Source organism: Streptomyces sp. NPDC051109, from assembly GCF_044455885.1.
Lineage (GTDB): Bacteria > Actinomycetota > Actinomycetes > Streptomycetales > Streptomycetaceae > Streptomyces.
The window spans coordinates 53248-80246 of sequence record NZ_JBITFF010000019.1; the positions used below are offsets into that span (position 1 = coordinate 53248).

25 protein-coding genes are annotated in these 26999 nt (G+C 73.2%); 16 read left to right on the forward strand and 9 right to left on the reverse strand.

Annotation, left to right across the window (positions count from 1 at the left end; translation table 11 throughout):
• Positions 1-14 precede the first annotated feature (14 nt).
• From sufU to ACIBAD_RS28640, 3 genes are all read left to right on the forward strand, one after another.
• Positions 15-479, forward strand: a complete 465-nt coding sequence (gene sufU / locus ACIBAD_RS28630) for a Fe-S cluster assembly sulfur transfer protein SufU (protein ID WP_030858995.1) — start codon at positions 15-17, stop codon at positions 477-479.
• Positions 476-823, forward strand: a complete 348-nt coding sequence (locus ACIBAD_RS28635) for a metal-sulfur cluster assembly factor (protein ID WP_053688648.1) — start codon at positions 476-478, stop codon at positions 821-823. The genes sufU and ACIBAD_RS28635 overlap by 4 nt, the downstream gene beginning before the upstream one ends.
• 198 nt (positions 824-1021) lie before the next feature.
• A complete protein-coding gene (locus tag ACIBAD_RS28640; protein WP_398909426.1) occupies positions 1022-2392 on the forward strand; it encodes a DUF3616 domain-containing protein in 1371 nt (456 codons plus the stop codon).
• Here the strand turns inward: ACIBAD_RS28640 and ACIBAD_RS28645 are convergent.
• Positions 2379-3272, reverse strand: a complete 894-nt coding sequence (locus tag ACIBAD_RS28645) for a winged helix-turn-helix transcriptional regulator (protein ID WP_134074936.1) — start codon at positions 3270-3272, stop codon at positions 2379-2381. The genes ACIBAD_RS28640 and ACIBAD_RS28645 overlap by 14 nt on opposite strands.
• Before the next feature lie 196 nt (positions 3273-3468).
• Between ACIBAD_RS28645 and ACIBAD_RS28650 the strand changes: the two genes are divergently transcribed.
• Both ACIBAD_RS28650 and dapD read left to right on the forward strand, forming a co-directional pair.
• A complete protein-coding gene (locus ACIBAD_RS28650; protein ID WP_398909513.1) occupies positions 3469-4731 on the forward strand; it encodes an MFS transporter in 1263 nt (420 codons plus the stop codon).
• A gap of 9 nt (positions 4732-4740) precedes the next feature.
• A complete protein-coding gene (gene dapD, locus ACIBAD_RS28655) occupies positions 4741-5721 on the forward strand; it encodes a 2,3,4,5-tetrahydropyridine-2,6-dicarboxylate N-succinyltransferase (protein ID WP_398909428.1) in 981 nt (326 codons plus the stop codon).
• A gap of 129 nt (positions 5722-5850) precedes the next feature.
• On the opposite strand, the gene ACIBAD_RS28660 is transcribed toward dapD, so the two are convergent.
• Together ACIBAD_RS28660 and ACIBAD_RS28665 are read right to left on the reverse strand one after the other, a co-directional pair.
• Positions 5851-6105 carry a hypothetical protein gene (locus ACIBAD_RS28660; protein WP_134074934.1) on the reverse strand — a complete coding sequence of 85 codons (255 nt, stop codon included), beginning with the start codon at positions 6103-6105 and terminating at the stop codon, positions 5851-5853.
• Between the two features lie 200 nt (positions 6106-6305).
• Entirely contained in the window at positions 6306-8147 is a 1842-nt protein-coding gene (locus tag ACIBAD_RS28665; RefSeq protein WP_134074933.1) for an endonuclease/exonuclease/phosphatase family protein, read from the reverse strand.
• A gap of 363 nt (positions 8148-8510) precedes the next feature.
• Between ACIBAD_RS28665 and ACIBAD_RS28670 the strand changes: the two genes are divergently transcribed.
• Both ACIBAD_RS28670 and ACIBAD_RS28675 read left to right on the forward strand, forming a co-directional pair.
• Positions 8511-10025, forward strand: coding sequence for a hypothetical protein (locus tag ACIBAD_RS28670; protein WP_134074932.1), 1515 nt, complete (start codon positions 8511-8513; stop codon positions 10023-10025).
• A 136-nt stretch (positions 10026-10161) separates the two neighbouring features.
• The gene (locus tag ACIBAD_RS28675; protein WP_134074931.1) at positions 10162-11601 is read left to right on the forward strand and encodes an alkaline phosphatase PhoX; all 1440 of its coding nucleotides are present in this window, start codon (positions 10162-10164) and stop codon (positions 11599-11601) included.
• 102 nt (positions 11602-11703) lie between these two features.
• On the opposite strand, the gene ACIBAD_RS28680 is transcribed toward ACIBAD_RS28675, so the two are convergent.
• The 4 genes from ACIBAD_RS28680 to ACIBAD_RS28695 form a co-directional block, all read right to left on the reverse strand.
• Complete coding sequence (locus ACIBAD_RS28680; RefSeq protein ID WP_053688657.1) at positions 11704-11889, reverse strand: hypothetical protein; 186 nt, start codon at positions 11887-11889, stop codon at positions 11704-11706.
• Between the two features lie 112 nt (positions 11890-12001).
• Entirely contained in the window at positions 12002-13246 is a 1245-nt protein-coding gene (locus ACIBAD_RS28685; RefSeq protein ID WP_134074930.1) for a TerD family protein, read from the reverse strand.
• A gap of 62 nt (positions 13247-13308) precedes the next feature.
• Complete coding sequence (locus ACIBAD_RS28690; RefSeq protein ID WP_134074929.1) at positions 13309-13530, reverse strand: hypothetical protein; 222 nt, start codon at positions 13528-13530, stop codon at positions 13309-13311.
• Between the two features lie 41 nt (positions 13531-13571).
• Positions 13572-15101 carry an aldehyde dehydrogenase (NADP(+)) gene (locus tag ACIBAD_RS28695; RefSeq protein WP_134074928.1) on the reverse strand — a complete coding sequence of 510 codons (1530 nt, stop codon included), beginning with the start codon at positions 15099-15101 and terminating at the stop codon, positions 13572-13574.
• A 146-nt stretch (positions 15102-15247) separates the two neighbouring features.
• Here ACIBAD_RS28695 and ACIBAD_RS28700 point away from each other — a divergent pair, with 146 nt between their 5' ends.
• The 7 genes from ACIBAD_RS28700 to ACIBAD_RS28730 all read left to right on the forward strand — a co-directional run bounded on the left by ACIBAD_RS28700 (position 15248) and on the right by ACIBAD_RS28730 (position 22028).
• Complete coding sequence (locus tag ACIBAD_RS28700) at positions 15248-16060, forward strand: IclR family transcriptional regulator (RefSeq protein ID WP_134074927.1); 813 nt, start codon at positions 15248-15250, stop codon at positions 16058-16060.
• 93 nt (positions 16061-16153) lie between these two features.
• The gene (locus ACIBAD_RS28705) at positions 16154-17152 is read left to right on the forward strand and encodes a hypothetical protein (protein WP_398909433.1); all 999 of its coding nucleotides are present in this window, start codon (positions 16154-16156) and stop codon (positions 17150-17152) included.
• Positions 17153-17239: 87 nt separating this feature from the next.
• Positions 17240-18526: a sensor histidine kinase gene (locus ACIBAD_RS28710; protein ID WP_398909435.1), complete on the forward strand. Its 1287-nt coding sequence runs from the start codon at positions 17240-17242 to the stop codon at positions 18524-18526.
• Positions 18523-19194, forward strand: a complete 672-nt coding sequence (locus ACIBAD_RS28715; RefSeq protein ID WP_398909437.1) for a response regulator — start codon at positions 18523-18525, stop codon at positions 19192-19194. The genes ACIBAD_RS28710 and ACIBAD_RS28715 overlap by 4 nt, the downstream gene beginning before the upstream one ends.
• Before the next feature lie 62 nt (positions 19195-19256).
• The gene (locus tag ACIBAD_RS28720; RefSeq protein ID WP_134074925.1) at positions 19257-20705 is read left to right on the forward strand and encodes a penicillin-binding protein 2; all 1449 of its coding nucleotides are present in this window, start codon (positions 19257-19259) and stop codon (positions 20703-20705) included.
• Between the two features lie 62 nt (positions 20706-20767).
• Complete coding sequence (locus ACIBAD_RS28725; RefSeq protein ID WP_134074924.1) at positions 20768-21277, forward strand: GNAT family N-acetyltransferase; 510 nt, start codon at positions 20768-20770, stop codon at positions 21275-21277.
• Positions 21278-21320: 43 nt separating this feature from the next.
• Entirely contained in the window at positions 21321-22028 is a 708-nt protein-coding gene (locus tag ACIBAD_RS28730; RefSeq protein ID WP_398909440.1) for a DsbA family oxidoreductase, read from the forward strand.
• A 159-nt stretch (positions 22029-22187) separates the two neighbouring features.
• Here ACIBAD_RS28730 and ACIBAD_RS28735 read toward each other — a convergent pair whose 3' ends face one another.
• Complete coding sequence (locus ACIBAD_RS28735; RefSeq protein WP_398909442.1) at positions 22188-23255, reverse strand: pyridoxal-phosphate-dependent aminotransferase family protein; 1068 nt, start codon at positions 23253-23255, stop codon at positions 22188-22190.
• Positions 23256-23334: 79 nt separating this feature from the next.
• Between ACIBAD_RS28735 and ACIBAD_RS28740 the strand changes: the two genes are divergently transcribed.
• Both ACIBAD_RS28740 and ACIBAD_RS28745 read left to right on the forward strand, forming a co-directional pair.
• Positions 23335-24423, forward strand: coding sequence for an amidohydrolase family protein (locus ACIBAD_RS28740; protein ID WP_398909444.1), 1089 nt, complete (start codon positions 23335-23337; stop codon positions 24421-24423).
• Positions 24424-24739: 316 nt separating this feature from the next.
• Entirely contained in the window at positions 24740-25663 is a 924-nt protein-coding gene (locus ACIBAD_RS28745) for an SCO1860 family LAETG-anchored protein (protein ID WP_398909446.1), read from the forward strand.
• A 37-nt stretch (positions 25664-25700) separates the two neighbouring features.
• Here ACIBAD_RS28745 and ACIBAD_RS28750 read toward each other — a convergent pair whose 3' ends face one another.
• Positions 25701-26939, reverse strand: coding sequence for a CapA family protein (locus tag ACIBAD_RS28750; protein ID WP_134074919.1), 1239 nt, complete (start codon positions 26937-26939; stop codon positions 25701-25703).
• Positions 26940-26999 lie beyond the last annotated feature (60 nt).

Here is a 26999-nt window from a genome sequence, read left to right on the forward strand (position 1 = left end):
ACGAGGACGACGCAGTGAAGCTGGATTCGATGTACCAGGAACTGATCCTGGACCACTACAAGCACCCGCACGGGCGTGGCCTGCGCGACGGCGACGCCGAGGTGCACCACGTCAACCCGACGTGCGGCGACGAGATCACGCTGCGCGTGAAGTACGACGGCGAGACGCTCACCGACGTCTCGTACGAGGGCCAGGGCTGCTCCATCAGCCAGGCCAGCGCGTCCGTGCTGAACGAGCTGCTCGTCGGCAAGGAGCTGGCCGAGGCGCAGAAGATCCAGGGCGTGTTCCTGGAGATGATGCAGTCGAAGGGCAAGATCGAGCCCGACGAGGCCATGGAGGAGGTGCTGGAGGACGCGGTCGCGTTCGTCGGCGTCTCCAAGTACCCGGCTCGCGTGAAGTGTGCTCTGCTGAGCTGGATGGCCTGGAAGGACGCGACCGCCCAGGCACTGGGCGACGGCGCGGAGAGGAAGACGGCATGACCGAGAACGCGACGCCCCCCGAGGCGTCGATCAAGCCCGCCACCGAGGAGGAGGTCCGCGAGGCCCTCTACGACGTGGTCGACCCCGAGCTGGGCATCGACGTCGTCAACCTGGGCCTGATCTACGGCATCCACATCGACGACGCGAACATCGCCACCCTCGACATGACGCTGACCTCGGCGGCCTGCCCGCTGACGGACGTCATCGAGGACCAGGCGAAGTCGGCGACGGACGGCATCGTGAACGAGCTCCGGATCAACTGGGTCTGGATGCCGCCGTGGGGCCCGGACAAGATCACGGACGACGGTCGCGAGCAGCTGCGCGCGCTCGGCTTCAACGTCTGATCCACCCGCTTCACGAAGGGCCCCCGGCACCGCGCCGGGGGCCCTTCGCGTGCTCCGGGTGCTTCCGGGAGGCGCTCCGTGTTCGTCCGGCGGACGATTGACGTGCACCGGGAGTTGGTCACGGTGGCCGAACCTGCTCGACGGCCGTCACGGCGTGACGCGGTTCGCGCCCGGCTCGACCCATGGGGACGGACACCGATGAAGAAGCAGCTTGGTATCGCAGGGATCGCGGCGCTGGTCGTCGCCGGGACGGTCACGGTGGCTCCGGCCCAGGCGGTGACGTACGGGACGCCGACCATCAGCCTGTCCGCGGCGTACCTGTCCGGCGCCGTCGGCGCGGTCGGGGACCCGGTGGTCGACGTGACCGTGGGGCAGAGCGGCGCCGACGTGTCCGCGCTGACGGTCAGCGCGTCCGCGTCGAGCAGGACCTCGGTCGCCGGGACCGGCGACGTGACCGTCACCGGGACCGGGGCGGTGCGCCGGCTGGCCGTCGCCGCGCGCGGCCGCGGCTACACCGACCTCACCGTCAAGGTGACGGGGCTGGGCGGCAAGAGCGCCACCAAGACCCTGTGGTACGCCGCCTCCGCCGCCGTGCAGAACCCGGCCGACGCCCGCTACTTCACCGGCGCCTCCGACTCCTCGGCCGCCGTGGAGGTCGGCGGCGGCTACACCGTCGTCGCCGACGACGAGAACAACGTGCTGCGCCTGTACGACCGTTCCCGCTCGGCGGCCCCGGTCCGCACCTGGGACTTCAGCTCGCAGCTCGGCGTGACCAAGGAGGTGGACATCGAGGGGGCGACCCTGGTCGGGAACACCATCTACTGGACGGGCTCGCTCGGCAACAACAAGGACGGCGAGTACAAGGCGCCCCGGAACACGGTGTTCACCACGACGGTGAGCGGCTCCGGATCCGCCACACAACTCGCGTACGGGCGCTCGTACAAGCAGCTCCGCGACGACCTCGTGGCCTGGGACAAGGCGAACGGAAACCGCTACGGCTTCGCGGCGGGCACGGCGGCCGGCGAGGCGCCCAAGCAGATCGACGGGTTCAACGTGGAGGGGCTGGAGTTCGCGCCGGGCTCGACCACCACCGCCTACCTGGGCTTCCGGGCCCCGCTGGCCCCGGCGGTGCCGGGCGGAAAGGCGCTGGTCGTACCGGTGACCAACTTCGACAAGGTGCTCTCCAGCGGCTCCAAGGCCGCCTTCGGGGCGGGCATCGAGCTCGACCTCGGCGGCCTCGCCGTCCGCGACATCCGCAAGAACGCGGCGAACCAGTACCTGATCCTGGCCGGCTCCTGGGCCGCGGACGACAACTCGGACCCGTACGCGCTCTACCAGTGGGACGGCGTCGCCGGCCACGCCCCGGTCAAGCGGGCCGACCTGCCGACGACGGACCCGGGCGGCTGGGAGGCCATCGTGGACGTACCGGACCTGTCGGTGCCGGGGGCGCGGGTCCAGCTCATCACGGACAGCGGCTCGGCCGACCTCTACGGGGACGGCACCGAGGCCAAGGACCTGACGCACCCGGAATGGAAGAAGTCCCGCGCGGCCTGGTTCACGCTGAACTGACGCCCCCGCCGGCGTCGCGGACGGCGGTCAGCGCCGCCGCGACGCCGGCCTCGACGTCCCGGATCGGGTAGAACACCTCGCGCACCACGCGCTCCCGGTCCACCACCACTGTCAACCGCTTGAGCCGGCTCACCCCCGCGGCCCGGAACGTCGGCAGCCGCAGCGCCGCCGTCAGCGACAGCTCCGCGTCCGAGAGCAGCGGGAACCGCAGCCCCTCCGCCTCCGCGAACTCCCGCTGCTCGTCCGGCCGCTGGGTCGACACCCCGTGCACCGTGGCCCCGGCCGCCGCGAACTCCGCGAGCTGGTCCCGGTACGTACACGACTCGAACGTGCAGCCCCTGGCCCCCGGGATCCCCGCCCATCCCGGCGGGTAGGACTCGGCCCGGGCGTACGCGCCCGGGAAGCAGTACAGGACCGTGAACGGGGTGTCCGCCACCGGGTCCCGCACCTCCCCGAACCGGTCCGGCAGCACCAGCTCCGGCAGCCGCGTGCCGCGCAGCGCGTGCACCCGTTCCGCCTCCCGCGAGGACTCCTCCGTCGTCGCCGTCATCTCGCCTTCCCCCAGGACCCAGGTGTCTCCCCAGTCCTGGAGGGCCACCAGGACCGGCAGCAGCCCCCGCCCGCGCGGGGTCAGCCGGTACTCGTGCCGCACCGGGCGTTCCTGGTACGGCTCGCGCGTCAGCACCCCGGCTTCGACCAGCAGTTTCAGCCGCTCGGCCAGCACCTTCCGGGACACCCCCAGCTCGTGCTGGAACGCGTCGAAGCGGTGCACGCCGCGCGCGGCGTCGCGCACGATCAGCAGCGTCCACCAGTCGCCCACCACGTCGAGGGCCTGGGCGATGGCGCAGTCCGCGTCGTCGAGGTGCGTGCGCTGGGCCATGGGCACTCCTTTGTCCGTTGACCCAAGGCTGTCATGCTGACATAGTCCGTTCCCAAAAGGAACTCACTGGGGTTCGGGGGAGTGGGCGGGCATGGGTGCAGGCAGGGGCAGGGGCAGGGGCAGGGGCAGGGGCGAGGACGGGGGCGCAGGCGGTGGTGACGGGGGTGGTGATGGCGGCGGCCTCGGCGCAGGCGTGGTGCAGGGCTTCAAGGACGTGCCCCGCGTGGTGTGGCTGCTGGCGGCCGGGGTGTTCGTCAACGCCGTCGTCAGCTTCACCTTCGTCTTCGTCTTCCTGTACCTGACCGGCCCGCACGGCCTCGGCGCCGCCCAGGCGGGCCTGGTCACCGGCATCGGCGGCATCGGCCTCGTCGCCGGGAACTTCACCGGCGGCTGGTACGGGGACCGCTTCGGCCACCGCCGCGTGCTGCTCGCCGCCTCCACCGCCGGCGGCCTCGCACTGATGTCCTTCCCGCTGCTGCCCACCGCCGGGCTCTACGCGGCCCTGCCGCTGGCCCAGTACGCCTCCGGCGTGGTCCGTGCCGCCAACTCCGCGCTGGTCGCCGTCGCCGTCCCCGAGGGGGGCCGCCGGCAGGCCTTCGCCGTCGTCCGCTGCGCCTCCAACGGCGGCTTCACCCTCGGCCCGCCCCTCGGCGCCCTGCTCGCGACCGGGCTCTCGTACGACTGGCTCTTCGTCGCCGACGGTCTCGGGACCCTCTTCTTCGCCCTCTGGACCGCGCGGGCCGTCCCGGCCCGCGGGGCCTCCCGCAGCGCCTCCCGCCCCGCCGCGGCCCCGGACGGGGGTCTGGGCCGCGGGGTGTGGGAGGAGCTGCGGGCCAGGCCCGCCGTACTCGTCCTGCTCGGCGCGATCCTGGTGACCGACCTCGTCTACCGCCAGCAGTACGCCGCCTTTCCCGTCTTCCTCGCCGACCACGGGCTCGACACCCGGGCCTTCGGCTTCGTGATCGCCCTCAACGGGGGCGTCATCCTGCTGCTGGAGCTCCCGGCCGCCGTCGCGCTGCGCGCCCGGCCGCCGCTGCCCGTCATCGGCACCGGGATCGTGCTCGTCGGGGCCGGGTACGCGGCCCTGCTCGCCGGGGCCGGGATCGCCGGCGCCGTGGTGATGATGGTGCTGCTCAGCCTCGGGGAGATCCTGTACAAGACCACCGCCACCGCCTACGTCGCCGACCAGGCGCCCGAGCACGCCGTCGGGCGGTTCCAGAGCCTGTACGCCGGGGTCTCGGTCAGCGGCGTCGTCCTCGGGCCGCCGCTGGGCGGAGCCCTGTACGCGGCCGCGCCCGGGCTGCTGTGGCCGCTGTGCGCGGCCCTGGCGGCGGGCGCGGGCGGGGCGGTGCTGTACGTGTCACGGCGCGAGGCGCGGGGCGCCGGGCCGGGCGGGATGCGACACGCGGCGCGACCGGCACATGAGACCGGTTCGCGACCTCGGGCCGTCGCCGGTTAGGTTTCGGGCATGACTGCTACGCGTACCACCGGCGCCGTCGCCGCCGGACTTGCCACCATCGCCTCCGACGGCACCGTCCTCGACACCTGGTTCCCCGCCCCCGAGCTGGTCGCCGAGCCCGGCCCGGCCGGCACCGAGCGCCTCACCGCCGACCAGGCCGTGCAGCTCCTGGGTGCCGCCGCGGCCAAGGCGATCCGCCTGGACGCGGTCCGCGACGTCGAGGTCGTAGCCGTCCGTACCGTGATCTCCTCCCTGGAGGACAAGCCGCTGGACGCGCACGACGCGTACCTGCGCCTGCACCTGCTCAGCCACGGCCTGGTCAAGCCGCACGGCCAGAGCCTGGACGGCGTCTTCGGGCTGCTGGCCAACGTCGCCTGGACCTCGCTGGGCCCGGTCGCCGTGGACCAGGTGGAGGCCGTACGGCTGAACGCCCGCGCCGAGGGCCTGTACCTCCAGGTCACCTCGATCGACAAGTTCCCGCGGATGACGGACTACGTCGCCCCCAAGGGCGTGCGCATTGCCGACGCGGACCGGGTCCGCCTGGGCGCGCACCTCGCCGAGGGCACCACCGTCATGCACGAGGGCTTCGTCAACTTCAACGCCGGCACCCTCGGCACCTCCATGATCGAGGGCCGCATCTCGGCGGGCGTCGTGGTCGGCGACGGCTCCGACATCGGCGGCGGCGCGTCCACGATGGGCACCCTCTCGGGCGGCGGCAAGCAGATCATCTCGATCGGCGAGCGCTGCCTGATCGGCGCCGAGGCGGGCGTGGGCATCGCGCTGGGCGACGAGTGCATCGTCGAGGCCGGCCTGTACGTGACCGCGGGCACCCGCGTCACCCTCCCGGACGGCCAGATCGTCAAGGCCCTGGAGCTCTCGGGCGCCAGCAACATCCTCTTCCGCCGCAACTCGGTCACGGGCACGGTCGAAGCCCGCCCGAACAACGCGGTCTGGGGCGGCCTCAACGAGGTCCTCCACTCCCACAACTGACGCCCGCGGCCCCCGCGGCCCCGGTAACGGCGACGACGCCCTCATCACCCCGGCAAGGGGCGGTGGGGGCGTCGCGCACCTCCGGCTCCGGAACGCCCTCCCGCCCCGAGCGCGGGGGGACGTGGGAGGTCAGCGGAGGGGGATGGTGCGGATCAGGCCGGCGAAGGCTTCCTCCTCCGCCTCCGTCAGCTCGACCGACTCCATCGGGTGCGTGGCGGCGCTGCGCTGGGCCGGGATGACCGCGACGCCCTCGTACGCGCCGGGCTCCGGGTGGTGGAAGCGGGCGTCCCACAGCATGCGCCCGAGGCCCAGCACCCACACGAGGGCGGCCACGATCAGGACGGCCAGGCCGATTTCCTGGACGAGGGAGGTGGAGGGGAACACGCGGTCCTCCGGGGGATATGGGGGGACATGGGCGAGCGTGGGGCCACTCAACACCACAACCCGGGTCGAATGGGTCGTGATGTGGCGAGCGTCACGCCAGGGGCGAAAGTCCCGACTTCCCCCGAACACTCCCCAACCGTCTCCGGGTCCCCCGGACGAGACGGCGTCCGGGGGCCCTGCCGGTCAGGGGCGCACCGCGGCTACGGGTGGAAGCGCAGGACCTGCGGGTCGTGGTCGCTGTTCTGCGCCGAGAACTCCGCGTTGATGTGCACGCTGTCGTACGTGAAGTTCTTGATCGCCGGGCTGGTGAGGATCTGGTCCAGCACCTGCGCGTTGCCCTGGTACACGTACGAGTAGCGCTCCGCCTTCGGCAGCGACTTGATCGCCGAGTACAGCGCCCCGCCGTCCTCCAGCGCCTGCGCGGTCGCCGAGAACTCGAAGTCGTTGATGTCGCCGACGGCGAGGACACTCGCGTGCTTGTCGGCCGCCAGGAGCTGCTTGACGAAGCCGTTCACGGCCTGCGCCTGGAGCAGCCGCTTGGCCTCCGAGGAGCGCACCGGCGGCTGGTGGACCGAGGTGAGGCCCTCGTCGCCGCCCTTGGAGCCGAAGTGGTTGGCGATCACGAAGACCGTCTTGCCCTTGAAGACGAACTCGCCGGCCAGCGGCTTGCGGCTGTCGGCCCACGCCGGGTTCGCGGGGTCGATCCGGCCGGGGGAGTGGGTCAGGGCGGCCTTGCCGTCCACCTGCGTCACACCGGTCGGGGTCACCGAGTCGCCCGCAGCGCGGTCCGTGAAGGAGACGCGGTCCGGGTTGAACAGGAACACCTGGCGGATGTTGCCGCCGGGCTCGCCACCGTCCTTGTTGTTCTCGGGGTTGACGGTGCGCCACTGGTACGCCGGGCCGCCGGCCGCCGCGATTGCCGCCGTGAACTTCGTCAGCGTCTGCTCGGCGGACACCGTGCCGTCGTTCTTGGCGCCGTTGTCGTCCTGGATCTCCTCCAGGGCCAGGATGTCGGGCGAGGCGAGGTTCGCGACGACGGCCTTCGCCAGGTTGTCGAACTTCTCCTGCGGGTCGCTCGGGTCGAGGTTCTCCACGTTGTACGTGGCCACCGCGAGCTCGTTCGCCGCCTGCGCCTTGGTCTTCTCGGGGGCGAGGGTGCCCGCCTTGACCGTGCCGAGGGTGCGGGCCACCAGGGTGTAGCCGCCGAACTGGTTGAAGTCCAGCGGGCCCTCGGTGGTGCCGGTCAGCTTGTCGCCGACGTTGGCCACCGGGAAGGGCTGCTGCGCGAGGGGCGCCAGCTGCTGGATCTGGAGGCGGCCGGTGTTCTGGGACTCGTACGAGCCGTAGAGCGTGCCGCCGCGCTTCGCGGTGTTCTCCCAGCCCTTCACCGTGACCCACAGCTCCGCGTGCGGGTCGGTGGCGCCGACCACCCGCGAGGTGCCGATCTTCACGTTCATGCCCTCAAGGGACTCGTAGAAGTCCAGGGCGTAGCGCGAGGGCTCCAGGGTCAGGCCGTTGATGCTGCCGGCGGCGGCGGGGTCGCCCGCCGGGGCGTACTCGGCGGGCACGTTGTACTCGTTGATCGCGGTGGCCTCGGGCAGCGCGTTGCCCGAGGAGACCACCGTCACGACCGGCTTGGAGATCTGGGTGACCGACTGGTTGCCGGAGGAGGCGCCGCCGGGGACGTACTCGCCGACCAGGCCGGAGACCTTGACCGCGTCGCCGACGGCGACGGTCGGGACGGAGCTGGTGAAGACGAAGACGCCCTCGCTGGTCGCGTCGTTGTCGTCGGCGTCCGGGTCCTGCATCCAGAAGCCGCGCGAGCCGTACGTCCGCACGCCCGTCACGATGCCGGTGACATCGGCGACCTGCTTGCCGTTGAGCGGCGATATGCGGGTGGTGCCCTGGATGTCGTGGATGTGTATCGGCTCGGCGGACGCGGTGCCTTCGGCCGCGTCGGCGGTGCCCGCCAGCAGGCCGGTGGCCAGGGCGGTGGCGACGAGTGCCGAGACGGCGGCGGAACGGGGATGCGAGGAGCGCATGGTCAAGAACTCCGGTGTGTGGAAGACGAAAGCGAGAGGGGTGTTGCGTGCGTTTGGCGGGAAATGTGCGGAAGCGATGCGGCCGGGCCGCAGGAGATCCGCAGGAATCCCGGAGGTCCCCATATATCTACGCGCGTCAATTTCCTGTGTGAGCGGGGAAGTTGTCAAGGTCTCCAGGGGATACGGAAGCTGACTGTGGGATGAACCAAAGGAGATGGCCCCCCGGGCACGCCCGATATGCGTCTACGCTGGTGCGCCGGACGGCAGCCGCGCGGCGGCCGGACCAGCGCCCCGGGGCAACCGCACCACCGTCCCGCGGGGCCGCGCCCCATCGCCCCACCGCGTTCGCGAGGAGACCTCCCCATGTCCGCAGAGCCGCACCCCACGCTGCCGCCGGTACGGCTGCCCTCCGATGCGGAACTGGCCCGCGACGCCCTCGTCGCCCCGCTGTTCGCCCGCGCCGTACGGCTGGCCCGCTGGGCCGGGCCCCACACCCGCGTGGACACCGGCGGCGAACTCGCCGCCGCACAGCTGTCCGAGGCCGCCGCCGCGCTGGGCTTCGACGCCGCCGACGAGGACGGCCCGGCGCTCGCGAGCCAGGCCTGGCGGGTGGCCGTGGACACCGGCCTCGTCGACGTGGCCGACCCGGACGGCGCCGGCGACGGCGAGGACGGCGACGAGGACTACGGGACCGCGGTACCCGGCGAGGACCTGGCCCTGGTGACCGGCGGCGCGCCCGGCGAGGTGCTCGGCCTGTGGCTGGCGGCGCTGGACACCGTGCTCGCGGACGCGGCCGTGCCCGATCTGGACGACCTCGTCGACGCGTTGGACGCGGGCGGCGAGATCGACTTCGACCGGCTGGACTGGAACCCGGGCCGCGAGGCGGACTTCCTCGACGGGGTCCTCGCCAACCTCTACCTGCTCACCGTCTCCGGGCACGGGGCCTCGGACGGCCCGATTCCGCTGCCGGTGCTCGCCGCTTCGATGGTCATCCCCGAGGACATGGGCGAGCCGACCGACGCCGTGCTGGAGCAGGTCTCGGACGCGATGATGCGCCTCGACGACCAGTTCCGGCAGCTGGAACCGATCGGGCTCGTCGAGTTCCGGCCCGTGGACGAGGCGCTGATGGCGGAGGCGGACGACGAGGAGTCCGCCGCGGCCGGTTCGGCCCCCGGTCCGGACTCCGGTCCGGCCGCGGGCGAGGCCGACGACGAGGACGTCTCCCGGTACGGGCTGGTACGGCTGACCCCGCTCGGCCTGTACGGGATCCGCGCCCGCATGCTGGAGGCCGGGGTCACCGCCCCCGCCGTCGGCGCCCTGGCCGACAAGGGCGCGGACGCCCTGCTCGACGCGGTCTCCGGCTACCCCGAGGGCGCGGCCCACGCTGAGATCGAGCAGTGGCTGGCCGGCCGCGAACTGCCCGACGCCGTCGCCGAACTGCTCGCCGCCGCACGGGGCTCCGACGAGGGCGGCCCGCTGCGCCGGCTGCGCTGCCAGCAGGCCCTCGCCCCGGCCGGTCCGGAAGCCGAGCAGGCGGTCCGTGCGGTGCTGGACGACCCGGAGCTCGGCGGGCTCGCCCGGGTCTGGCTCTCCGAGCGCGGGGCGGCCGACGTACCGGCGCCGGACGGGGCCATGGTGTTCTGGCTGACCGTCGACACGATCGCGGCGCAGCTCGCGGCGGACGGGGAGACGGCGGAACTGCCGCTTCTGATGCGCTCGCTGACCGAGCACCACGCGGGGTTCTTCGACCAGGTCTGGCGGGTGGACCACCCGGCGACGGCGTACGTGCTGGAGGCGATGGGCCGGATGCACCCGGACAAGAAGGCCGCCAAGGAGGCCCGCAAGGCGGCGTTCAAGGCCCGTTCGCGCCAGGGCTGACGAGGGGAGGGCCGCCGCCCCGCCAGGGATCCGGCCGTCCTTCGCGGGTAGTTCAGCCGCCGTTCACGTGCGGACGGGAGCGTGTGCGCCGACGACCGCACGACAGGCGCACCACCTCCCCACCCCTGGAGACCCGATGCCGCTCAGCCGTAGAGACTTCACCGCCCGCACCGTCATCGCCGGCGCGGGAGTCGCGCTCACCGGGACGGTCGGCGCACTCGCCACCGCCCCCGGAGCGCTGGCGGCCGACGACAGCACCCTGCGCGACGAGCACGGCCGGCCCTGCGAGCCCGGCTACGGCCCGCTCCTCGCGGACCCGGCCGGACTGCTCGCCCTCCCCGCCGGATTCAGCTACCGCGTGATCACCCACAGCGGGGTCACCTCCCTCGACTCGGGCGAGTCCACCCCGTCCAACCACGACGGCACGGCCGCTTTCGAGGGCCACCGCGGGGTCACCCTCCTCGTCAACAACCACGAGCTCAAGGGCAAGCGGGCGAACTGGGCGCACCCGGTCCCGCTCACCGAGGGCCTCGTCTACGACCCCGCCGCGGCCGGCGGCTGCACGGTCGTCGAGGTCCGGCGCGGCGGCGAGGTCGCCGAATGGGTGGGCATCGCCGGTACGTCCACCAACTGCGCGGGCGGCGCCACCCCCTGGGATACCTGGCTGACCTGCGAGGAGACCGAGGACCTCGCCGGCAAGAACGGGATGACCAAGGACCACGGCTACGTCTTCGAGGTCGACCCGCACGACCGGCGCGCCAACCGCGACCCGAAGCCGGTCAAGGCCTTCGGCCGGTACGCCCACGAGGCCGTGGTCATCGACCCGCGCCACGGCCACGCGTACCTGACCGAGGACGCCTCCGGCCCCAACGGGCTGCTCTACCGCTGGACCCCGCCGAGCGGCTTCCGCTACGGGCGCGGCAAGCTCCGCACCCTCGCGGCCGACGCCGGCGTGCTCGCCGCCGCCAAGTGCTTCGACAGCGCGGGCCGGTTCGTCGACGACCTCTCGCGCGCGACGAAGACCGGCACCGTCTACGGTGTCGACTGGGTGGCCGTGCCGGACCGCGACGCGCGCACGGTGTCCGTGCGCAAGCAGTTCGGGGAGGGCGCGGTGACCCGCGCCCGCAAGCTGGAGGGCATGTGGTGGGCCGACGGGGGCACGTACTTCGTCTCCTCGTACGCCCGTGAGGAGAGCCCGGGTACGGCCCACGACGGCCAGGTGTGGTTCTACGACCCGAAGCGGCGCACGATCCGGCTGACGGTGGTGCTCGGGGTGAACGCGGACCCGGCCCAGGACGGCTCCTTCGACGGCCCGGACAACATCACGGTCTCGCCGTACGGCGGTCTGGTCATCGCGGAGGACGGCAGCGGCCTTCAGCACCTGTTCGGCGCGACCGAGTCGGGGCGGACGTACCCGCTGGCGCGCAACGAGCTGAACATGGGGACGGCGCAGGAGCCGGAGTACTCCGAGTTCACCGGTGTCTGCTTCTCCCCGGACGGGCGCACGCTGTACGCCAACATCCAGGAACCGGGCATCATGCTGGCCATCACGGGACCGTGGCGCCGCGCGCACTGACGCCGGGACGGCTGGTGTAGCCGAAGTGGCGAAAGCGGCCGACGTACCTGCGGCCGGCGTTCCGGCCGCAGGTATGCGTGATCGACGGCTGCGCCGCCGCCCTCACTGGGCGGCGGCGACCTCGGCGATGTCGGTGCGGCTGGCGGCGGCCCATTCCTCCAGGAGGAACTCATATGCCTCGGAGGGCCACTCGTCGTCCACCCGGGTCTCGACGAGGTGCCGTATCGCCTCGTTCGCCTCTGCGGCGGACGGGCGGGCGGGACCCGCGGGCCGGAGTGTGCTGTACATGCTTTCAAGGCTACGGGCGGGCACTGACAGTCACCCCCCTATTGGGGGTGGAATCCATCACCTCGGCCCTCCTGCCGAGCGCCACGGTCGCTCCATGTGCCCGCCCACCTGCTCAGAGTGCTTGCGAGGCGGGCTTGACCATCCCGCGCACTGTGCGGGATTTCACAAACTCTCCGATGGCCGTCATCTCCCATTCGCCCGAGAACTGGCGAATCAGTTTGGCCATCATGACCCCGGTCTGCGGTTCGGCACCGGTGAGGTCGAAGCGCACCAGCTCCTCCCCGCTCGCCGCGTCGATCAGGCGGCAGTAGGCCTTGGCGACCTCGGTGAACTTCTGGCCGGAGAAGGAGTTGACGGTGAAGACCAGGCCCGTGGCTTCCGCGGGCAGCCGTCCGAGGTCCACGACGATCACCTCGTCGTCCCCGGCGCCCTCACCGGTGAGGTTGTCGCCCGAGTGCTTGATGGCGCCGCCCAGGATGGACAGCTTGCCGAAGTAGCAGCTGTCGATGTGGTTGCGCTGCGGTCCGTACGCGATCACGGAGGCGTCGAGGTCGATGTCCCGGCCGCGGAACGCCGGCTCCCAGCCCAGGCCCATCTTGACCTGGGAGAGCAGCGGGCGGCCGTTCTTGACGAGGGACACCGTCTGGTTCTTCTGGAGGCTCACCCGGCCCTTGTCCAGGTTGATCTTCCCGGTGCCGGGCGTGGCCGCCGGGGCGGCAGGGGCGGCCGGCGGGGCCGCGGGGAAGGACGGGGGCGCCGGTGTCATGGGGGCGCTCGGCGTACTCGGAGCACTCGGCCAGGACGAAGGGGAAGGCGCGGCGGGGGCGGGGGACTGCGGGGCGGCCGCGGGCGGCGGGGCGGGCTCCTCGTCCACGGAGACCCCGAAGTCCGTCGCGATCCCGGCGAGGCCGTTCGCGTACCCCTGGCCGACCGCGCGCACCTTCCACACGCCGCCGCGCCGGTAGACCTCGACGACCACGAGCGCGGTCTCGGCGCCCAGCTGCGGCGGGGTGAAGGAGGCGATCACCGCGCCCGTCTCGGCGTGCCGCACCGTGGCGGTGGGCTCGATGCCCTGGAACGTCTGACCTGCGGCGTCGGGGCTGGCCGTGACCACGATCCGCTCGATGCCCGGCGGCAGGGCGCCCGTGTCGACGGTGATCGAGTCCGGCGCCGCCCCGCCGCCGGACCGGTAGCTGACACCGGGCCCGGACGGCTGGTTGTAGAAGATGAAGTCGGCGTCGGATCGCACCTTGCCGTCCGCCGCGAGGAGGAGTCCCGACACGTCGAGCCGCACCGGGGCAGCCACATCCACCGTCACACGGACGGTGTCGAGCGGCAGGTTGGAACCTGGGGTCATAGCGGTCATGCCCGGAGAACGACCGGAGGTGCTTTGCCGTTCCCTTACCCTCGCGACAGATTTCAGCGCCGGTTGCGGGGGTGGTTCTTCGCCGTCCGCTCGTTGCCGAACTTGTACGCGCCCGTCCAGCGGGCCATCACGAGCTGCGCGTCGCCGGACCCCACCTCGGCGAGGAACTTCTCGGCCCGGCCGCCGCGCAGGGTGCTCGCGGCCCGCCCCTGGTGCGTGATGACCACGCTCCCGTCGGCGCGCTGTTCGTACGTGAATCCGTGAGGTCTCGGCATGGCCGGCAGCCTGCCCCGCGCGGCCGGGGCGGGCAACGGATTTACGGGGCGCCGGGCGTGGTCCGGCGCGGCAGCCCCAGCGGGTTCGCCTCGCGCAGCTCCGCCGGGAGCAGCGGGTCCGGCACCGACTGGTAGACCACCGGCCGCAGCCAGCGCTCGACGGCGGTCCCGCCCACCGAGGTGGAGTGCGAGGTCGCCGCCGGGTACGGGCCGCCGTGGTGCTGGGCCGGGGCCACCGCGACCCCGGTCGGCCAGCCGTTGACCAGGATCCGCCCGGCCAGCGCCGTGACCTGCTCGATCAGCTCCGCCGCCGGTCCCGGGCCGCCGTCGGCCTCGGCCGCGGAGAGGTGGAGCGTGGCGCTCAGGTTCCCGGGGAGCCGGCCGAGCACCGACCCCGCTTCGCCCTGGTCCGCGTACCGGACGACCACGGTCACCGGTCCGAAGCACTCCTCCAGCAGCACCTCGTACGCGCCGCCCTCCAGCAGGCTCCCGGCCGGCACGGTCAGGTACCCCGCGCCGACGGTGTGCTCGCCGCCGGAGCCCGGGGTGACGGGTGCGTCGACGCCGGGCAGCGCGGCCCGCTCGCGTACGCCGGCGATGAAGTTCTCCCGCATCCGGTGGTCGAGCAGGACACCCGGCTCGGTCTCGCCGAGCGCCTTCGTCAGCGCGCCGGTGAGCCGGTCGCCGTCCGCGCCCTCGGGGACCAGGACCAGGCCCGGCTTGACGCAGAACTGGCCGACCCCGAGGGTGACCGAGCCCGCGAGTCCCGCGGCGATCTCCTCGGCGCGCTCGGCGGCGGCCGCGGGCGTGACCACGACGGGGTTGAGGGAGCCGAGTTCGCCGTGGAACGGGATGGGCACGGGCCGGGCGGCGGCCGCGTCGAACAGTGCCCGGCCGCCCCGGATGGAACCGGTGAACCCGGCGGCGGAGACGAGCGGGTGGCGGATCAGCTCCAGGCCCGCGTCGAACCCGTGGACGACGGCGACCACGTCGGCCGGCAGCCCGACGGAAACGGCCGCCCGGCGCAGCAGCGAGGCGCACAGCTCGGAGGTGGCGGGGTGGTCGGGGTGCGCCTTGACGACCACCGGGCAGCCGGCGGCCAGCGCGCTCGCGGTGTCCCCGCCGGGGACGGAGAACGCGAGCGGGAAGTTGGAGGCGGCGTAGACCGCGACCACGCCCAGCGGAACCTTGTAGCGGCGCAGCTCGGGGCGCGGCGGGACGGCGGTGGGATCGGGGCGGTCGATGCGGATGTCGAGGTACGCGCCCTCGTCCACGGCGTCGGCGAAGGCCCGCAGCTGGCCGGTGGTGCGGGCGAGTTCGCCGGTGAGCCGGCCCGGCCCGAGGGCGGTCTCGGCGTCGGAGGCCTCGATGACGTGGGCCGCGGCCTCGTCGAGCAGCTCGGCGGCCGCGCGCAGGAAGGCCGCGCGGGCGGTGCGGTCCGCGAGGGCGGCGCGGGCCGAGTGGGCGGCGCGTACGGCTCCGTCCACCTCGCGGGCCGTGGCTTCGACGGCAACTTGTTCGCGTTGCTTCCCCGTGCGGGGGTCCACACTCCAGACTGGTGTTGCTGCCATGGCGCACTGCCTCCTGGATCTCGCTGACCCGCGCGGGGGCGTTCAGTATTCTGAACGCCGTTCCGATGGATGGATGATCACATCCGTTCCGGACTCTATTTCCGGGTCTTCCGTGTTGACAAGGGACAAGAGGGGCAAGAAGGCGAATGACCACTGGTGAACCGGGCGGATCCGGCGCGCGATCGGAGGGGCCCGAAGGCCCGGGGGCGCCGGCGGCCGTCAAATCGGCCGTCCGTACGGTCCTGTTGCTGGAGCACTTCGCGGCGCGGCCCGGACTGCACAGCCTGGCAGACATCCAGCACGACCTCTCGCTGCCCAAGTCCAGCCTCTACATGCTGCTGCGCACCCTGGTGAACCTGGGGTGGGTGGAGACGGACGCGACGGGCACCCGGTACGGCATCGGCGTACGGGCCCTGCTGGTCGGCAGCTCGTACATCGACGGGGACGAGGTCGTCGCCGCGGCCCGGCCCACCCTGGACCGGCTCTCCGAGGACACGACCGAGACCATCCACCTGGCCCGGAGGGACGGCACGAGCGTCGTCTACCTGGCCACCCGCCCGTCCCGGCACTACCTGCGGCCGTTCACGCGGGTCGGCCGGCGGCTGCCCGTGCACTCGACCGCGCTCGGCAAGGCGCTGCTGGCGACCCACTCCGACGAGGAGGTACGGGCGCTGCTGCCGCGTCGGCTGGAGGCGGTCACCGAGCACACGATCACCGACCGGGAGCAGCTCGTGGAGGAGCTGGCGCTGGTCCGGGAGCAGGGATACGCGGTGGACCGGGAGGAGAACACGCTCGGGCTGCGCTGCTTCGGGGTCGCGGTGCCGTACCGGACGCCGGCCCGGGACGCGGTGAGCTGCTCGGTGCCGGTGGCCCGGCTGACGGCGGACCGCGAACAGCGGATCAAGGCGGCGCTGTTCGAGGCGCGGGACCGGCTGTCGGTGGCGACCCGGCGCATGTGAGGCGGTGGACGGGCGGGTTCCTCCCCCGGGCGGGGGAGGCGGTTCCCCTTCGCGGGGGAGGTGGCGGGGCGGCGGGGACGAGACCGTTGAGCCATGACCACACGAGCGGTGAACACGAACGAGACGGCGGGGACGGCCGCGGCGCGGTCGAGGGGCGCCGGCCCGGGAGCCGGGCGCAGGATCCTGGGGGCGGCGGCTCTGGCCGCCACCGTGCCGTACCTGTGCCTCAAGGGCGCCTGGGTGGCGGGGAGCCGCATCGGGATACCGGACGGCAGCGTGCTGCTGGGACCGGGGATGTTCTTCAAAGTGGCGAATGCCGTCACGCTGGTGATGGACGCGGCCGTCATCGTGCTCGTCCTGGTGTTCACCCGGCCCTGGGGCAGACGGGTGCCGGCATGGCTGCTGACCCTCCCGGTGTTCGTCGCCACCGGGCTGCTCGTGCCGATCGTCGTGGCCTTCCCCGGCCAACTCCTCGTGAGGGCGGTGGGGCTGGGGCCGGACGCGGCCGCGCAGGCAGCCAGGGAGCCCTTCCTCGACCCCTGGGTGTTCAACGTCGTGTACGGCGGTTTCATCGTGCAGGCCATAGCCCTGGCCGCGCTGTTCGTCCCCTATGCGCGGGAGCGCTGGGGCGGCCTGTGGCAGGGCGTCCAGGGGGAGCGGCTCCCGTCACCCACGGGGGTGGTGGCGGGAGCCGCGGCGGTGCTGGCCGCGGCCGTGGCGGCGGTGGAGTTCACCTGGGCCTTCGGAGGTACGGCCGGGCTCAGCGCCTCGCAGGTCGCACAGTTCAACCCCGAAGCGGGCGTGGTGTTCGCCACCTACGGGATGTGCACGCTGGTGGCCGGGGCGGGAGCCGTGAACCTGGCCCGGGGCGGGGCCCGGCCGGCCCGGTGGGCGCTGGCCGTGGCCTGGACCGGGGCGGCGGCCGCGGCGAGTTGGGGGCTGTGGCTCCTGATCTCCTGCGCGGGCACCGCCGATCCCGCGAAGGCGGTCACCGCCGAGTTGGTCCTGACCTACGCTGGTCAAACGATCACCGGCCTGCTCGCCGCAGCCGTCCTGGTCCGGTTCCTCGCCTCACGCCGCCGCCCTGGGTGACGGGGAGCGGCGCGAGCGGGAGAGGGTCGAGGGGGGCGGCCAGTGGCAGGTCGGGGGGTGCCGGGGGGCGAGGGGATGGGGACGGGGATGCGGGCCGGTGCGGGCCTGGTGCTGGGGGCGCGGGCCCGGCTGCGCTGGGTGCACCTGATCCTCGGCGGGGCGCTGCTGATGCCGTACTTCCTCCTCGCCCAGGTGGTGGTCGGTGTCTGGTCCGGCCGGGGCAACGTCTTCGGCTCCACCCCGCTGACCCTCGCCTCGTACGCGCTGTCCCTGCCGCTGGCCGCCGCGAGCGCCGCGTCCGGGCTCGTCCGGCCGCTGTCGGCCGGCGCGGTGCGGGCCCTGTGCGGGGTGCCGGGCGAGCGGCTGGCCGAGGGGCCGGCGCGGTCACCGGCGGCGCGGGGGCGGACCTCGGCATGGTGGACCCTGCACCTGGGGATCGGCGCGGTGCTCAGCGGGATGAGCCTCGCGATACCGCCCATGGCGGTGGTGCTGATCGCGCTGCCGTTCCTGGGCGGGGCGTGGACCGCCGAATGGGGGCTGGGCTGGTTCGGGACCGGAGCATCGCCGTACGTCGCCCCGCTGCTCGGGATCGGGCTGCTGGGCGGGCTGGCCCTGTGCGCCGCCGGGGCCGGCGCGCTGCTGGCCCGGATGGCGCCCGTGCTGCTCGGGCCGACGGCGGCGGACCGGCTGGCCGAGGCCGAGGAGCGGGCCGCCGACCTGGCCGTGCGCAACCGGCTGGCCCGGGAGCTGCACGACGCGGTCGGGCATGCCCTCAGCGCCGTCACCCTCCAGGCGGTCGCCGCCCGGAGGGTGCTCGACAGCGACCCCGGGTTCGTAAGGGAGGCACTGGCCGCCATCGAGGACACCACCCGGCGGACAGTGGGCGAGCTCGACGCCGTGCTCGGCCTGCTGCGGGACGCGGACCCGGCCCGGTCCGACGCCGCGCCCGCCCCGACCCTCGCCGCCGACCTCGACGGGCTGCTGGCCCGCACCCGGGCCGCCGGGACCGCCGTCACCGCCCACCAGGACCCCGGACCGGCCGGGAGCTGGGAACAGCTCCCGGCGATCGCCTCCCGCGAGGCGTACCGGATCGTCCAGGAGGGCCTGAGCAACGCCCTGCGCCACGGCACGGGCCCCGTCGGGCTGTGGATCGCCGTCCGGGACGCGGAAGCGGGCACCTCGCGTGAACTGGAGATCACCATGACCAATCCACCGGGCCCCGCCGCCGGGCCGCACCCCCGTACCACCGGGGGGCGCGGGCTGCGGGGAGCCGCCGAGCGGGCCACCCTGCTCGGCGGCCGCGTCGAAGCCGGCCCGCACTGCGGGCAGTGGCGGCTGCGGGCCGTCCTCCCGCTCGGCGGAGGCTCCCGATGACCGCCGCGCGCCGGGCGCCGCTGCGCATCGTGCTCGCCGACGACGAGCGGATGGTCCGCACCGCGCTGCGGGTCATCCTCGAAGCTGAACCCGATCTGGAGGTCGTCGGCGAGGCGGCCACCGGCGCCGAGGCGGTCCCGCTGGTCCGCTCCCTGGCCCCCGACGTGGTGCTGATGGACGTCCGGATGCCCGAGATCGACGGCATCCGGGCCACCGAGCAGATCATGGCCTCCCTGGCCGAACCGCCCCGGATCGTGGTCGTCACCACCTTCGAGAACGACGCGTACGTCTACGACGCGCTGCGCGCGGGCGCCGCCGGGTTCCTCCTGAAGCGGGCCGACCCCGACGAGCTGATCGGCGCGGTCCGCCTCGTCGCCCGCGGCGACAGCCTGCTCTTCCCGGCCGCCGTCCGCGCCCTGGCCGCGTCCCACGCCCCCGGCGGCCGGAGCCCCGCCGCCCGCTGGGTGGCGCGGCTCACCGGCCGGGAGGCGGACGTACTGCGCCTGATGGCCACCGGGCTGTCCAACCAGGAGATCAGCGAGCAGCTCGGCGTCGGCCCGCAGACGGTCAAGACCCACGTCGCCGCGGTCCTCTCCAAGACCGGGTCCCGCGACCGCACCCAGGCCGTCATCGCGGCCTACGAGGGCGGCTTCATGAAGAAAGACTGAGAACCCGGCCACAATCGGGGCAGAGCGGAACGCACGGGCGCCCTGGCTCGTCCTTCTGGGGGATGAACAAAACGATCAGGCGTGCGTCGGTCTTCTGCCTGCTCCTGGTGCTGGCCCTTCTGGTGCGGGTCACCTGGGTGCAGGCCTACCAAGGCCAGGCCCTCGCGGACAACGAGAACAACCGGCGGAACCTCATCGGGCAGTACGAGAACCCGCTGGGCAACATCATCGTGGGCGGGGAGGCGATCACCGGCTCGGTGAAGACGGACGGAAAGGACTTCGGCTACAAGCGCACGTACGTCGACGGCCCGCTCTACGCGCCGCTCACCGGCTACAGCTCCCAGGCCTTCGGCACGAGCATGCTGGAGGGCGTCTACAAGAAGATCCTCAACGGGTCCGACGACCGGCTCAAGACGGTGATGGACATGCTCACCAACAAGCGGGCCGCGCCGGGCAACGTGCTGGCCACCGTCGACAGGGACGTCCAGAAGGCCGCGTACGACGCGCTCCAGGGCAAGCAGGGCTCCGCCGTCGCCATCGACCCGGCGACCGGCGAGATCCTCGCCATCGTGAACAACCCGTCCTACGATCCGGGCAGCATCGCCGGCGCCAACGACAAGGCCGCCTGGGAGAAGCTGATCGAGGACAAGGGCAAGGCCCTGGAGAACGTGGCCCTGCGCAAGCCGCAGGCGCCCGGCTCCACCTTCAAGCTGGTCACCCTCGCGGCGGCCATCGAGAACGGCCTGGTCACCAACCTCGATGCGCCGACCGGCACCCCGGACCCGTACACGATCCCCGGAACCCGGACCCAGCTGCCCAGCGAGGCGGGCTCCGCCGCCTGCAACAACGTCTCGGCGCGCACCGCGCTGCGGCTGTCCTGCAACAACGTCTTCGCGGAGCTGGCGCACCAGCTCGGCCAGGACAAGATGCGGGCGATGGCCGAGAGGCTCGGCTTCAACACCGAGACCGCGACGCCCGTCACCGCCCGCCCGGCGAGCAAGTACCCGACGAACAAGATGTCCGTCGACCAGGTCGCACAGACGGGTATCGGCCAGTTCGACGTGCAGGCCACCCCGCTCCAGATGGCGATGGTGACCGCCGCGATCGAGAACGGCGGCAAGCTCGTCGCCCCGCACTCGGTCTCCGAGGTCACCGACGCGAACGGCAACGTGCTGGAGAGCTTCAAGAACCCGAAGTCCGAACAGGTCATGAAGGCCAAGACCGCCTCGATGCTCCAGGACGCCATGCGGACCGTCGCCACCGAGGGCGGCGGCAAGCCCGCGCAGGTGGCGGGCGCCGAGGTGGGCGGCAAGACCGGTACCGCCCAGCGCGGCGTGAACAACAGCCTGCCGCCGCTGGCCTGGTTCACCTCGTACGGCAAGCTCGGCGGCAAGCAGATCGCGGTTGCCGTGGTGATCGAGAACTCGGACACCGACCGCTCCGAGATCGGCGGCGGCAAGCTCGCCGCCCCCATCGCCCAGAAGATGATGGAGGCGTGGCTGAAGAAGTAGCCGCGCCGCCCGCTCCACGACGCGCCGGGAACCGACATGGCTCCCGGCGCGTTCCCTTTCCCATGATCAGAACCGCGTTACCCGCAGATCTCGATGCCATAGCGGCCCTCCACACCCGGGCCCGGGCCACCTACTACCGCGGCCGCATCCCCGAGGACGCCTACGCGGGCGAAGCCGAACTGGCGCGGACGCGCGAGGGCTGGTCGCTGGCGGTCGCCCGGGCCGCGGGCGAGGGCGGGGTGCTGTGCGCGGAGCAGGACGGGGAGCTCACGGGGGTCGCCGCCTTCCGGACGGCGGACGGTGAGACGACGCTGACCCAGCTGCACGTGGACCCGGTCCACTGGCGCCGGGGCACCGGGGCCGCCCTGCACGCCGCCTGCGTGGACGCGTGGCGGCGGGCCGGTATCGGCCGGGTCCGGCTGGAGGTCTACGAACACAACCTCCGGGCCCAGGCGTTCTACGCCCGGCAGGGCTGGCACCCGGACCCGGCGGGCGCGGAGCGGGCCGGCTCGCACCTCACGCTGTGGCTCAGCGTCGGCTCCGGGGAATGCGACGCCCGGGCAGGTGGTTGAAGTCGAAACCGTCCCATCCCGGAACAAGGAGAGATAAAGGATCATGCGCGTCGAGATCTGGAGCGACATCGCCTGCCCCTGGTGCTACATCGGCAAGGCCCGGTTCACGAAGGGGCTGGCCGAGTTCGCGCACCGCGACGAGGTGGAGGTCGTCTTCCGGTCCTTCGAGCTCGACCCGAACAGCCCCAAGGGCACGACGGCCCCGGTCCTGGACATGCTCGCCAAGAAGTACGGCCGCACCCTCGACGAGGCGCGCGGCATGGAGGAGCACGTCGCCGCGAGCGCGCGGGCGGAGGGGCTGGCGTACCGCACCGACGGCCGCGACCACGGCAACACCTTCGACATCCACCGCCTGCTGCACCTGGCCGCCGCCCGCGGCCGCCAGGAGGAGCTGCTCGACCTCGCCTACCGGGCGAACTTCGCGGAGGAGCGGTCGGTGTTCGACGCCGAGGTGCTGGTCGCCCTCGCGGTCGAGGCGGGCCTGGACGAGGCGGAGGCCCGTACGGTCCTCGCGGACGACACCGCGTACGCCGCCGAGGTGCGGGCTGACGAGCGCGAGGCGGCGGAACTCGGCGCCAACGCCGTGCCGTTCTTCGTCCTCGACCGCCGCTACGGGATCTCCGGCGGCCAGCCCGCCGAGGTCTTCACCCGGGCCCTGGAACAGGCCTGGGCCGGCCGCGAGGTCCCCGAGCCCGCCGCCGGAGCCGAGGCCTGCACCCCGGAAGGCGCCTGCCCGGCCCCCCGGGCCTGACCGAGGCCCCCGGGCCTGACCGAGGCCCCCGGGCCTGACCGAGGCCCCCGGGCCTGACCGAGGCCCCCGCCTGACCGAGCCCCCCGGGCTTGACCGAGGCCCCGGGCCTGGCAGGGCCCGGCACCGCGCCGCCCGGGGCTCCGGCCCGGGGCGGCGCGTTCAGTGCAGGGTCTCCGACCAGGCGGCCTCCGCGGCGGCCAGGGCATCGGCCGGGTCCGTTCCCAGGGCCGTGGCCAGGGCCGTCAGGGAGATGAGGACCGCTTCCAGGGATGCCGCCCGCCCGTAGTGGTTGACGCGGACCATGTCCCCGGCCGCCGACACGGGAGCCGAGGGGCCGGCGGCCAGGGCCTTCGACACCACCAGGGAGGCCTGCGGTACGCGGAGCGTGGTGGCCACCGGAGCCGCCTCCTCGGGGCGGCTGACGTACGGGGCGAGGCCCAGCGGCTGCGCGCCCGCGCGGGTCGCCGCCGCGGCGGCGGTGTGCCGGGCCATCACCGCCGACAGCCCCTCGGTCGCGATCCGGTCCAGGCAGGCCTCCAGCGCCAGCATCTCCAACTGCGCCGGGGCGTGCGGCAGCGCCTTGCGGCCCGCGTCGATCCAGCGCTCCTTCCAGTCGAGGAGCGAGAGGTACGAGCGGCGCGGGGCGGCCGGATTCTCCGCGAAGCGGGCCCACGCGCGGTCCGAGACCGACACCGCCGAGACCCCCGCCGGGCCGCCCATCGCCTTCTGGGCGCCGATCACGCACAGGTCCACGCCCCAGGCGTCCGGCAGCAGCGGCTCCGCGCCCACCGACGCCACCGCGTCCAGCATGAACAGCGCCCCGTGGGCCCGCACCACCTCGCCGATCTCCGCCACCGGGTTGGTGTTGCCGGTGGCCGCCTCCGCGTGGACCAGCGAGACGAAGTCGATCTGCGGGTGCTCGGCCAGCGCCCGGGCCACCTGCTCGGCCGTCACCGCCGTGTCGAACGGCACCGCGAGGTCCACCACGCCCGCCCCGCAGTCGCGCAGCCAGTTGCCGAAGGTGTTCCCGTACGGGCCGGTCACCACGTTCAGCGCCGTCGAACCGGGCCGGGCCCCCGACCGGATGCACCCCTCCAGCGGCAGCAGCGCCTCTCCCTGCGTGATCACCACCTCCTGCCGGGTGGAGAGGAGGTCCGCCACCCCCTGCTCGATCGACGCGAAGCGCTCCGCCGTGAGCGGTGGGAGGTCCAGCAGGGGGTGGGTCACGGTGGTGCTCTCTCTTCGTCCGCTGCGTCCGGGGGTCTACCCGCAGGAGCGTACCGAGACCGCACGTACAGTGCGGAACATGACCGATGACGTGCTGCATGTGAAGGGGCGTGTGCTCGTCGGACCCGACGACGCGCGCGACGAGCTCTGGGTGGTCGGCGGCCGGATCTCGTACGAACGCCCGCGCGGGGCCCGCGAGATCACGACGGTGTCCGGCTGGGCCCTGCCCGGCCTGGTCGACGCACACTGCCACGTGGGGCTCGACGCCCACGGCCCGGTCGACGCGGAGACCGCCGAACGCCAGGCCCTGACCGACCGCGACGCCGGCACCCTGCTCATCCGCGACGCCGGATCCCCCTCCGACACCCGCTGGATCGACGACCGCGAGGACCTGCCGAAGATCATCCGGGCCGGCCGCCACATCGCCCGCCCGCGCCGCTACATCCGCAACTTCGCCCACGAGATCGAGCCGGCCGACCTCGTCGCGTACGTGGGCCGCGAGGCGCGGCGCGGCGACGGCTGGGTCAAGCTGGTGGGGGACTGGATCGACCGCCAGGTCGGGGACCTGGCGCCCTGCTGGCCGCGGGCCGAGGTCGAGGCGGCCATCGCCGAGGCGCACCGGCTCGGGGCCCGCGTCACCGCGCACTGCTTCGCGGAGGACTCGTTGCGCGACCTGGTCGAGGCGGGCATCGACTGCATCGAGCACGCCACCGGGCTCACGGAGGACACCATCCCGCTGTTCGCGGAGCGCGGGGTGGCGATCGTGCCGACGCTCGTGAACATCGCGACGTTCCCGAAGATGGCGGCGGGCGGCGAGGCCAAGTTCCCGCGCTGGTCGGCGCACATGAGGCGGTTGCACGAGCGCCGGTACGACACCGTCCGGGCCGCCTACGACGCGGGCATCGGCGTGTACGTCGGCACCGACGCGGGGGGTTCCCTGCCGCACGGCCTGGTCGCGGCCGAGGTCGCGGAGCTGGTGCGGGCCGGGATCCCGGCCCTGGAGGCGCTCTCGGCGACGACGTGGGCGGCGCGCGAGTGGCTCGGCAGGCCGGGCCTTACCGAGGGGGCGCCGGCGGACCTGGTGGTCTACGACGCCGACCCGCGGGCCGACGTACGGGCCCTGGCGCAGCCGCGGCGTGTCGTCGTGAACGGGAAGGTCCGGGCCTGAGGGCGCAGTTGACGACGTTGACGCGTCGGTTGACGAATCGCGTGACGCCGGTGCCCCGGTGGTCGTTGTGAACGGCCGCCCGGGGCGCCGGCGTCGGTGCGCCACCCGCTCGGGTGTGGCGGAAAAGAACTCCCGTTCCTCGTGATGCGCAGTTAATCGAATACATGCATGGAAACCACCCTTTGGGGTGAACTCACGTCAGGTTGTCGCCCGTTCACTCTCCGTGCGTAAAGATTCCCAGGGTTAGAGGCCGTCGGCGCGCGATGTCCCCCATTGGCGGCGCGACGGCTCCCATCTCCCCGGGGGTTCCACCACCTTGAACGGCAACACCTTCCGCATGCCCGCAGCCGTCCTGATCGCCACGGGAGCGGTCGCCCTGCTCACCGCCCCGCCCGCCCTCGCCGCCGGAGGCGGCGGCGCCACCGGTGGGGGCGAGGGCAAGGCCGGCGCGGTCGTCCTGCGCGCCGGCCTCGACGTGGGCCTGCTCGACAAGACCGTGCACGTGCCGCTGACGACCACCCTCAACGAGGTCAGCGCCCCCGCGACGGCGCAGAAGACCGCCCTGTCCGTGACCCTGGACGGGGTCGAGGGAGGACAGCCGGTGAGCGTGCTGCGCGCCGACGTAGCCACCTCCAAAGCCACCGCCGACAAGAACCGGGCCGAGGCGGAGGCCAACCTGGCCAACGCCAAGGTGCACGTGCCGGGGCTGCCGGTGCTCTCCCTGATCCAGGTGGAGAAGGTCACGTCCAAGGCCGTGTGCGAGGCGGGCAAGAAGCCCGTGGCCAGCTCGAACGTGCTGGGCTCGGTCACCGTGCTCGGCAAGAAGGTCGCCCTCTCGGCCGGCGGTCCGACCGAGGTCGAGATCCCCAAGGTCGGCATGGTCAGCCTGGAGCTCTCCGGCACCCGGACCACCTCCACCACGGCCGCCGCGGCCGCGCTCCGGCTGAAGGTGTCCGTGAACCCGCTGGACCTGAACGTGGCCCAGGTCGAGGGCGAGGTCGTGCTCGCCGAGGCGCACTGCGAATCCCCGGCCGGGGCGCCGGCCCCCGAGCCCTCGGCGAAGACCGACGTCAAGCCGCAGACCGGAGCCTCCGGCACCGGCGCCGGGATCACCACCGGGGCCAACCTGGCCGAGACCGGAGGCGGTTCGGTGACCCCGTACGTCGCGGGCGGCGCGCTGGTCCTGCTCGGCATCGGGGCCGCCGCACTGGTCGTGACCCGGCGCGGCCGCACCCCGTAACCTCGGCGCCTCGCGCGGGAGACGGTCCCGGGAGCCCTCAGCGGGTGGCGCGCTCCAGGCCCTGCTTGTCCGCTCCGCGCGATAGCACCGCCTCGCCGACCTGCTTGTCGACGGCGGCGTACGCGGACTTCGCGGCGGCCCCGAGCCCCGGGTCCGCGGCGGCGCAGGAAGTGCAGACGACACGGAACGGCGGGTTCATGTCCGAGTACTGCGTGAGGTACTCGGCCTTGGAGACGTCCCAGCGGCCGGGGTGGGCGGTCGACGGGGTGAAGGTGAAGCGCGGGATCGAGGACATGTTGCCGCGGGCCTTGTCGGCCTCGTAGAAGCTGGCGATCTGGTCGCCCATGCCGAAGACGACCCACGTGCCGTTGATCTTCTCGTACGGCTGCGGCACGTGGTTGTGCGTCCCGATGATCAGATCGATGTCGGGGAGCCCGTCCGGGCCGCGCGAGGCGGTCAGCGCCTGCGCCAGATCGCGCTGCTGCTGGTCGGGCGCCGTCTGCCACTCGGTGCCCCAGTGGACGCTGAGGACGACGACGTGCGCGCCGGCCGCCCGGGCCGCGCGCGCGTCCGCGACGATCCGGTTCTGGTCGATCAGGTTGACGGACCAGGGCTTGCCGGCCGGGACCGGGATGCCGTTCGTCCCGTACGTGTAGTCCAGCTGGGCGACCTTGGCGCCGCCTGCGGAGAGCACCGCCGGGGCCTTGGCCTCCTCGGCGCTGCGGGCCGAGCCGACGTGCTTGATGCCGACCCGGTCGAGGTGCTCCAGGGTGCGGACCACACCGTCGTAGCCGTCGTCCAGGGTGTGGTTCGAGCCGGTGGAGCAGCTGTCGTACCCGGCGTCCTTCAGAGCGTCGGCCAGCTGGTGCGGGGCCTTGAAGGCGGGGTATCCGGTGTAGGGGCCGCCGGGCCGGCCGTACGGTATCTCGTGGTGGCATATCGCCAGGTCGGCGGCGGCCACCAGGGGTTTGACCCCCGCGAGTATCTTCCGGAAGTCGTGGCTCTGGCCGCTGCCCCGGGCGTCGTCCGCGGCCCGCTGGACGATCGACGGGTACGGGATGATGTCGCCGGTCGCGACCAGCGTGAACGGCTTGGCCCCGGCGGGCGCCGCGGGGCTCGCCTTGCCCTGGCCCCCCTTGGCCTGGCCGGGCTTGGCCTGGAGCCGCTGCTCGCCGGCGTCCCTGCCGTGGTCGAGCAGGCTCGGCAGTGCGAGGATCCCGCCGGCCACGGCCGCCACCGCGGCCAAGGCCAAAGCCGTGCTGGCTGATGTCTTCATTCCGGACCCCCCGGGGCTTCCCTGCAGATGCCGAGATCATCGCCTACCTCCGGCCGCCCC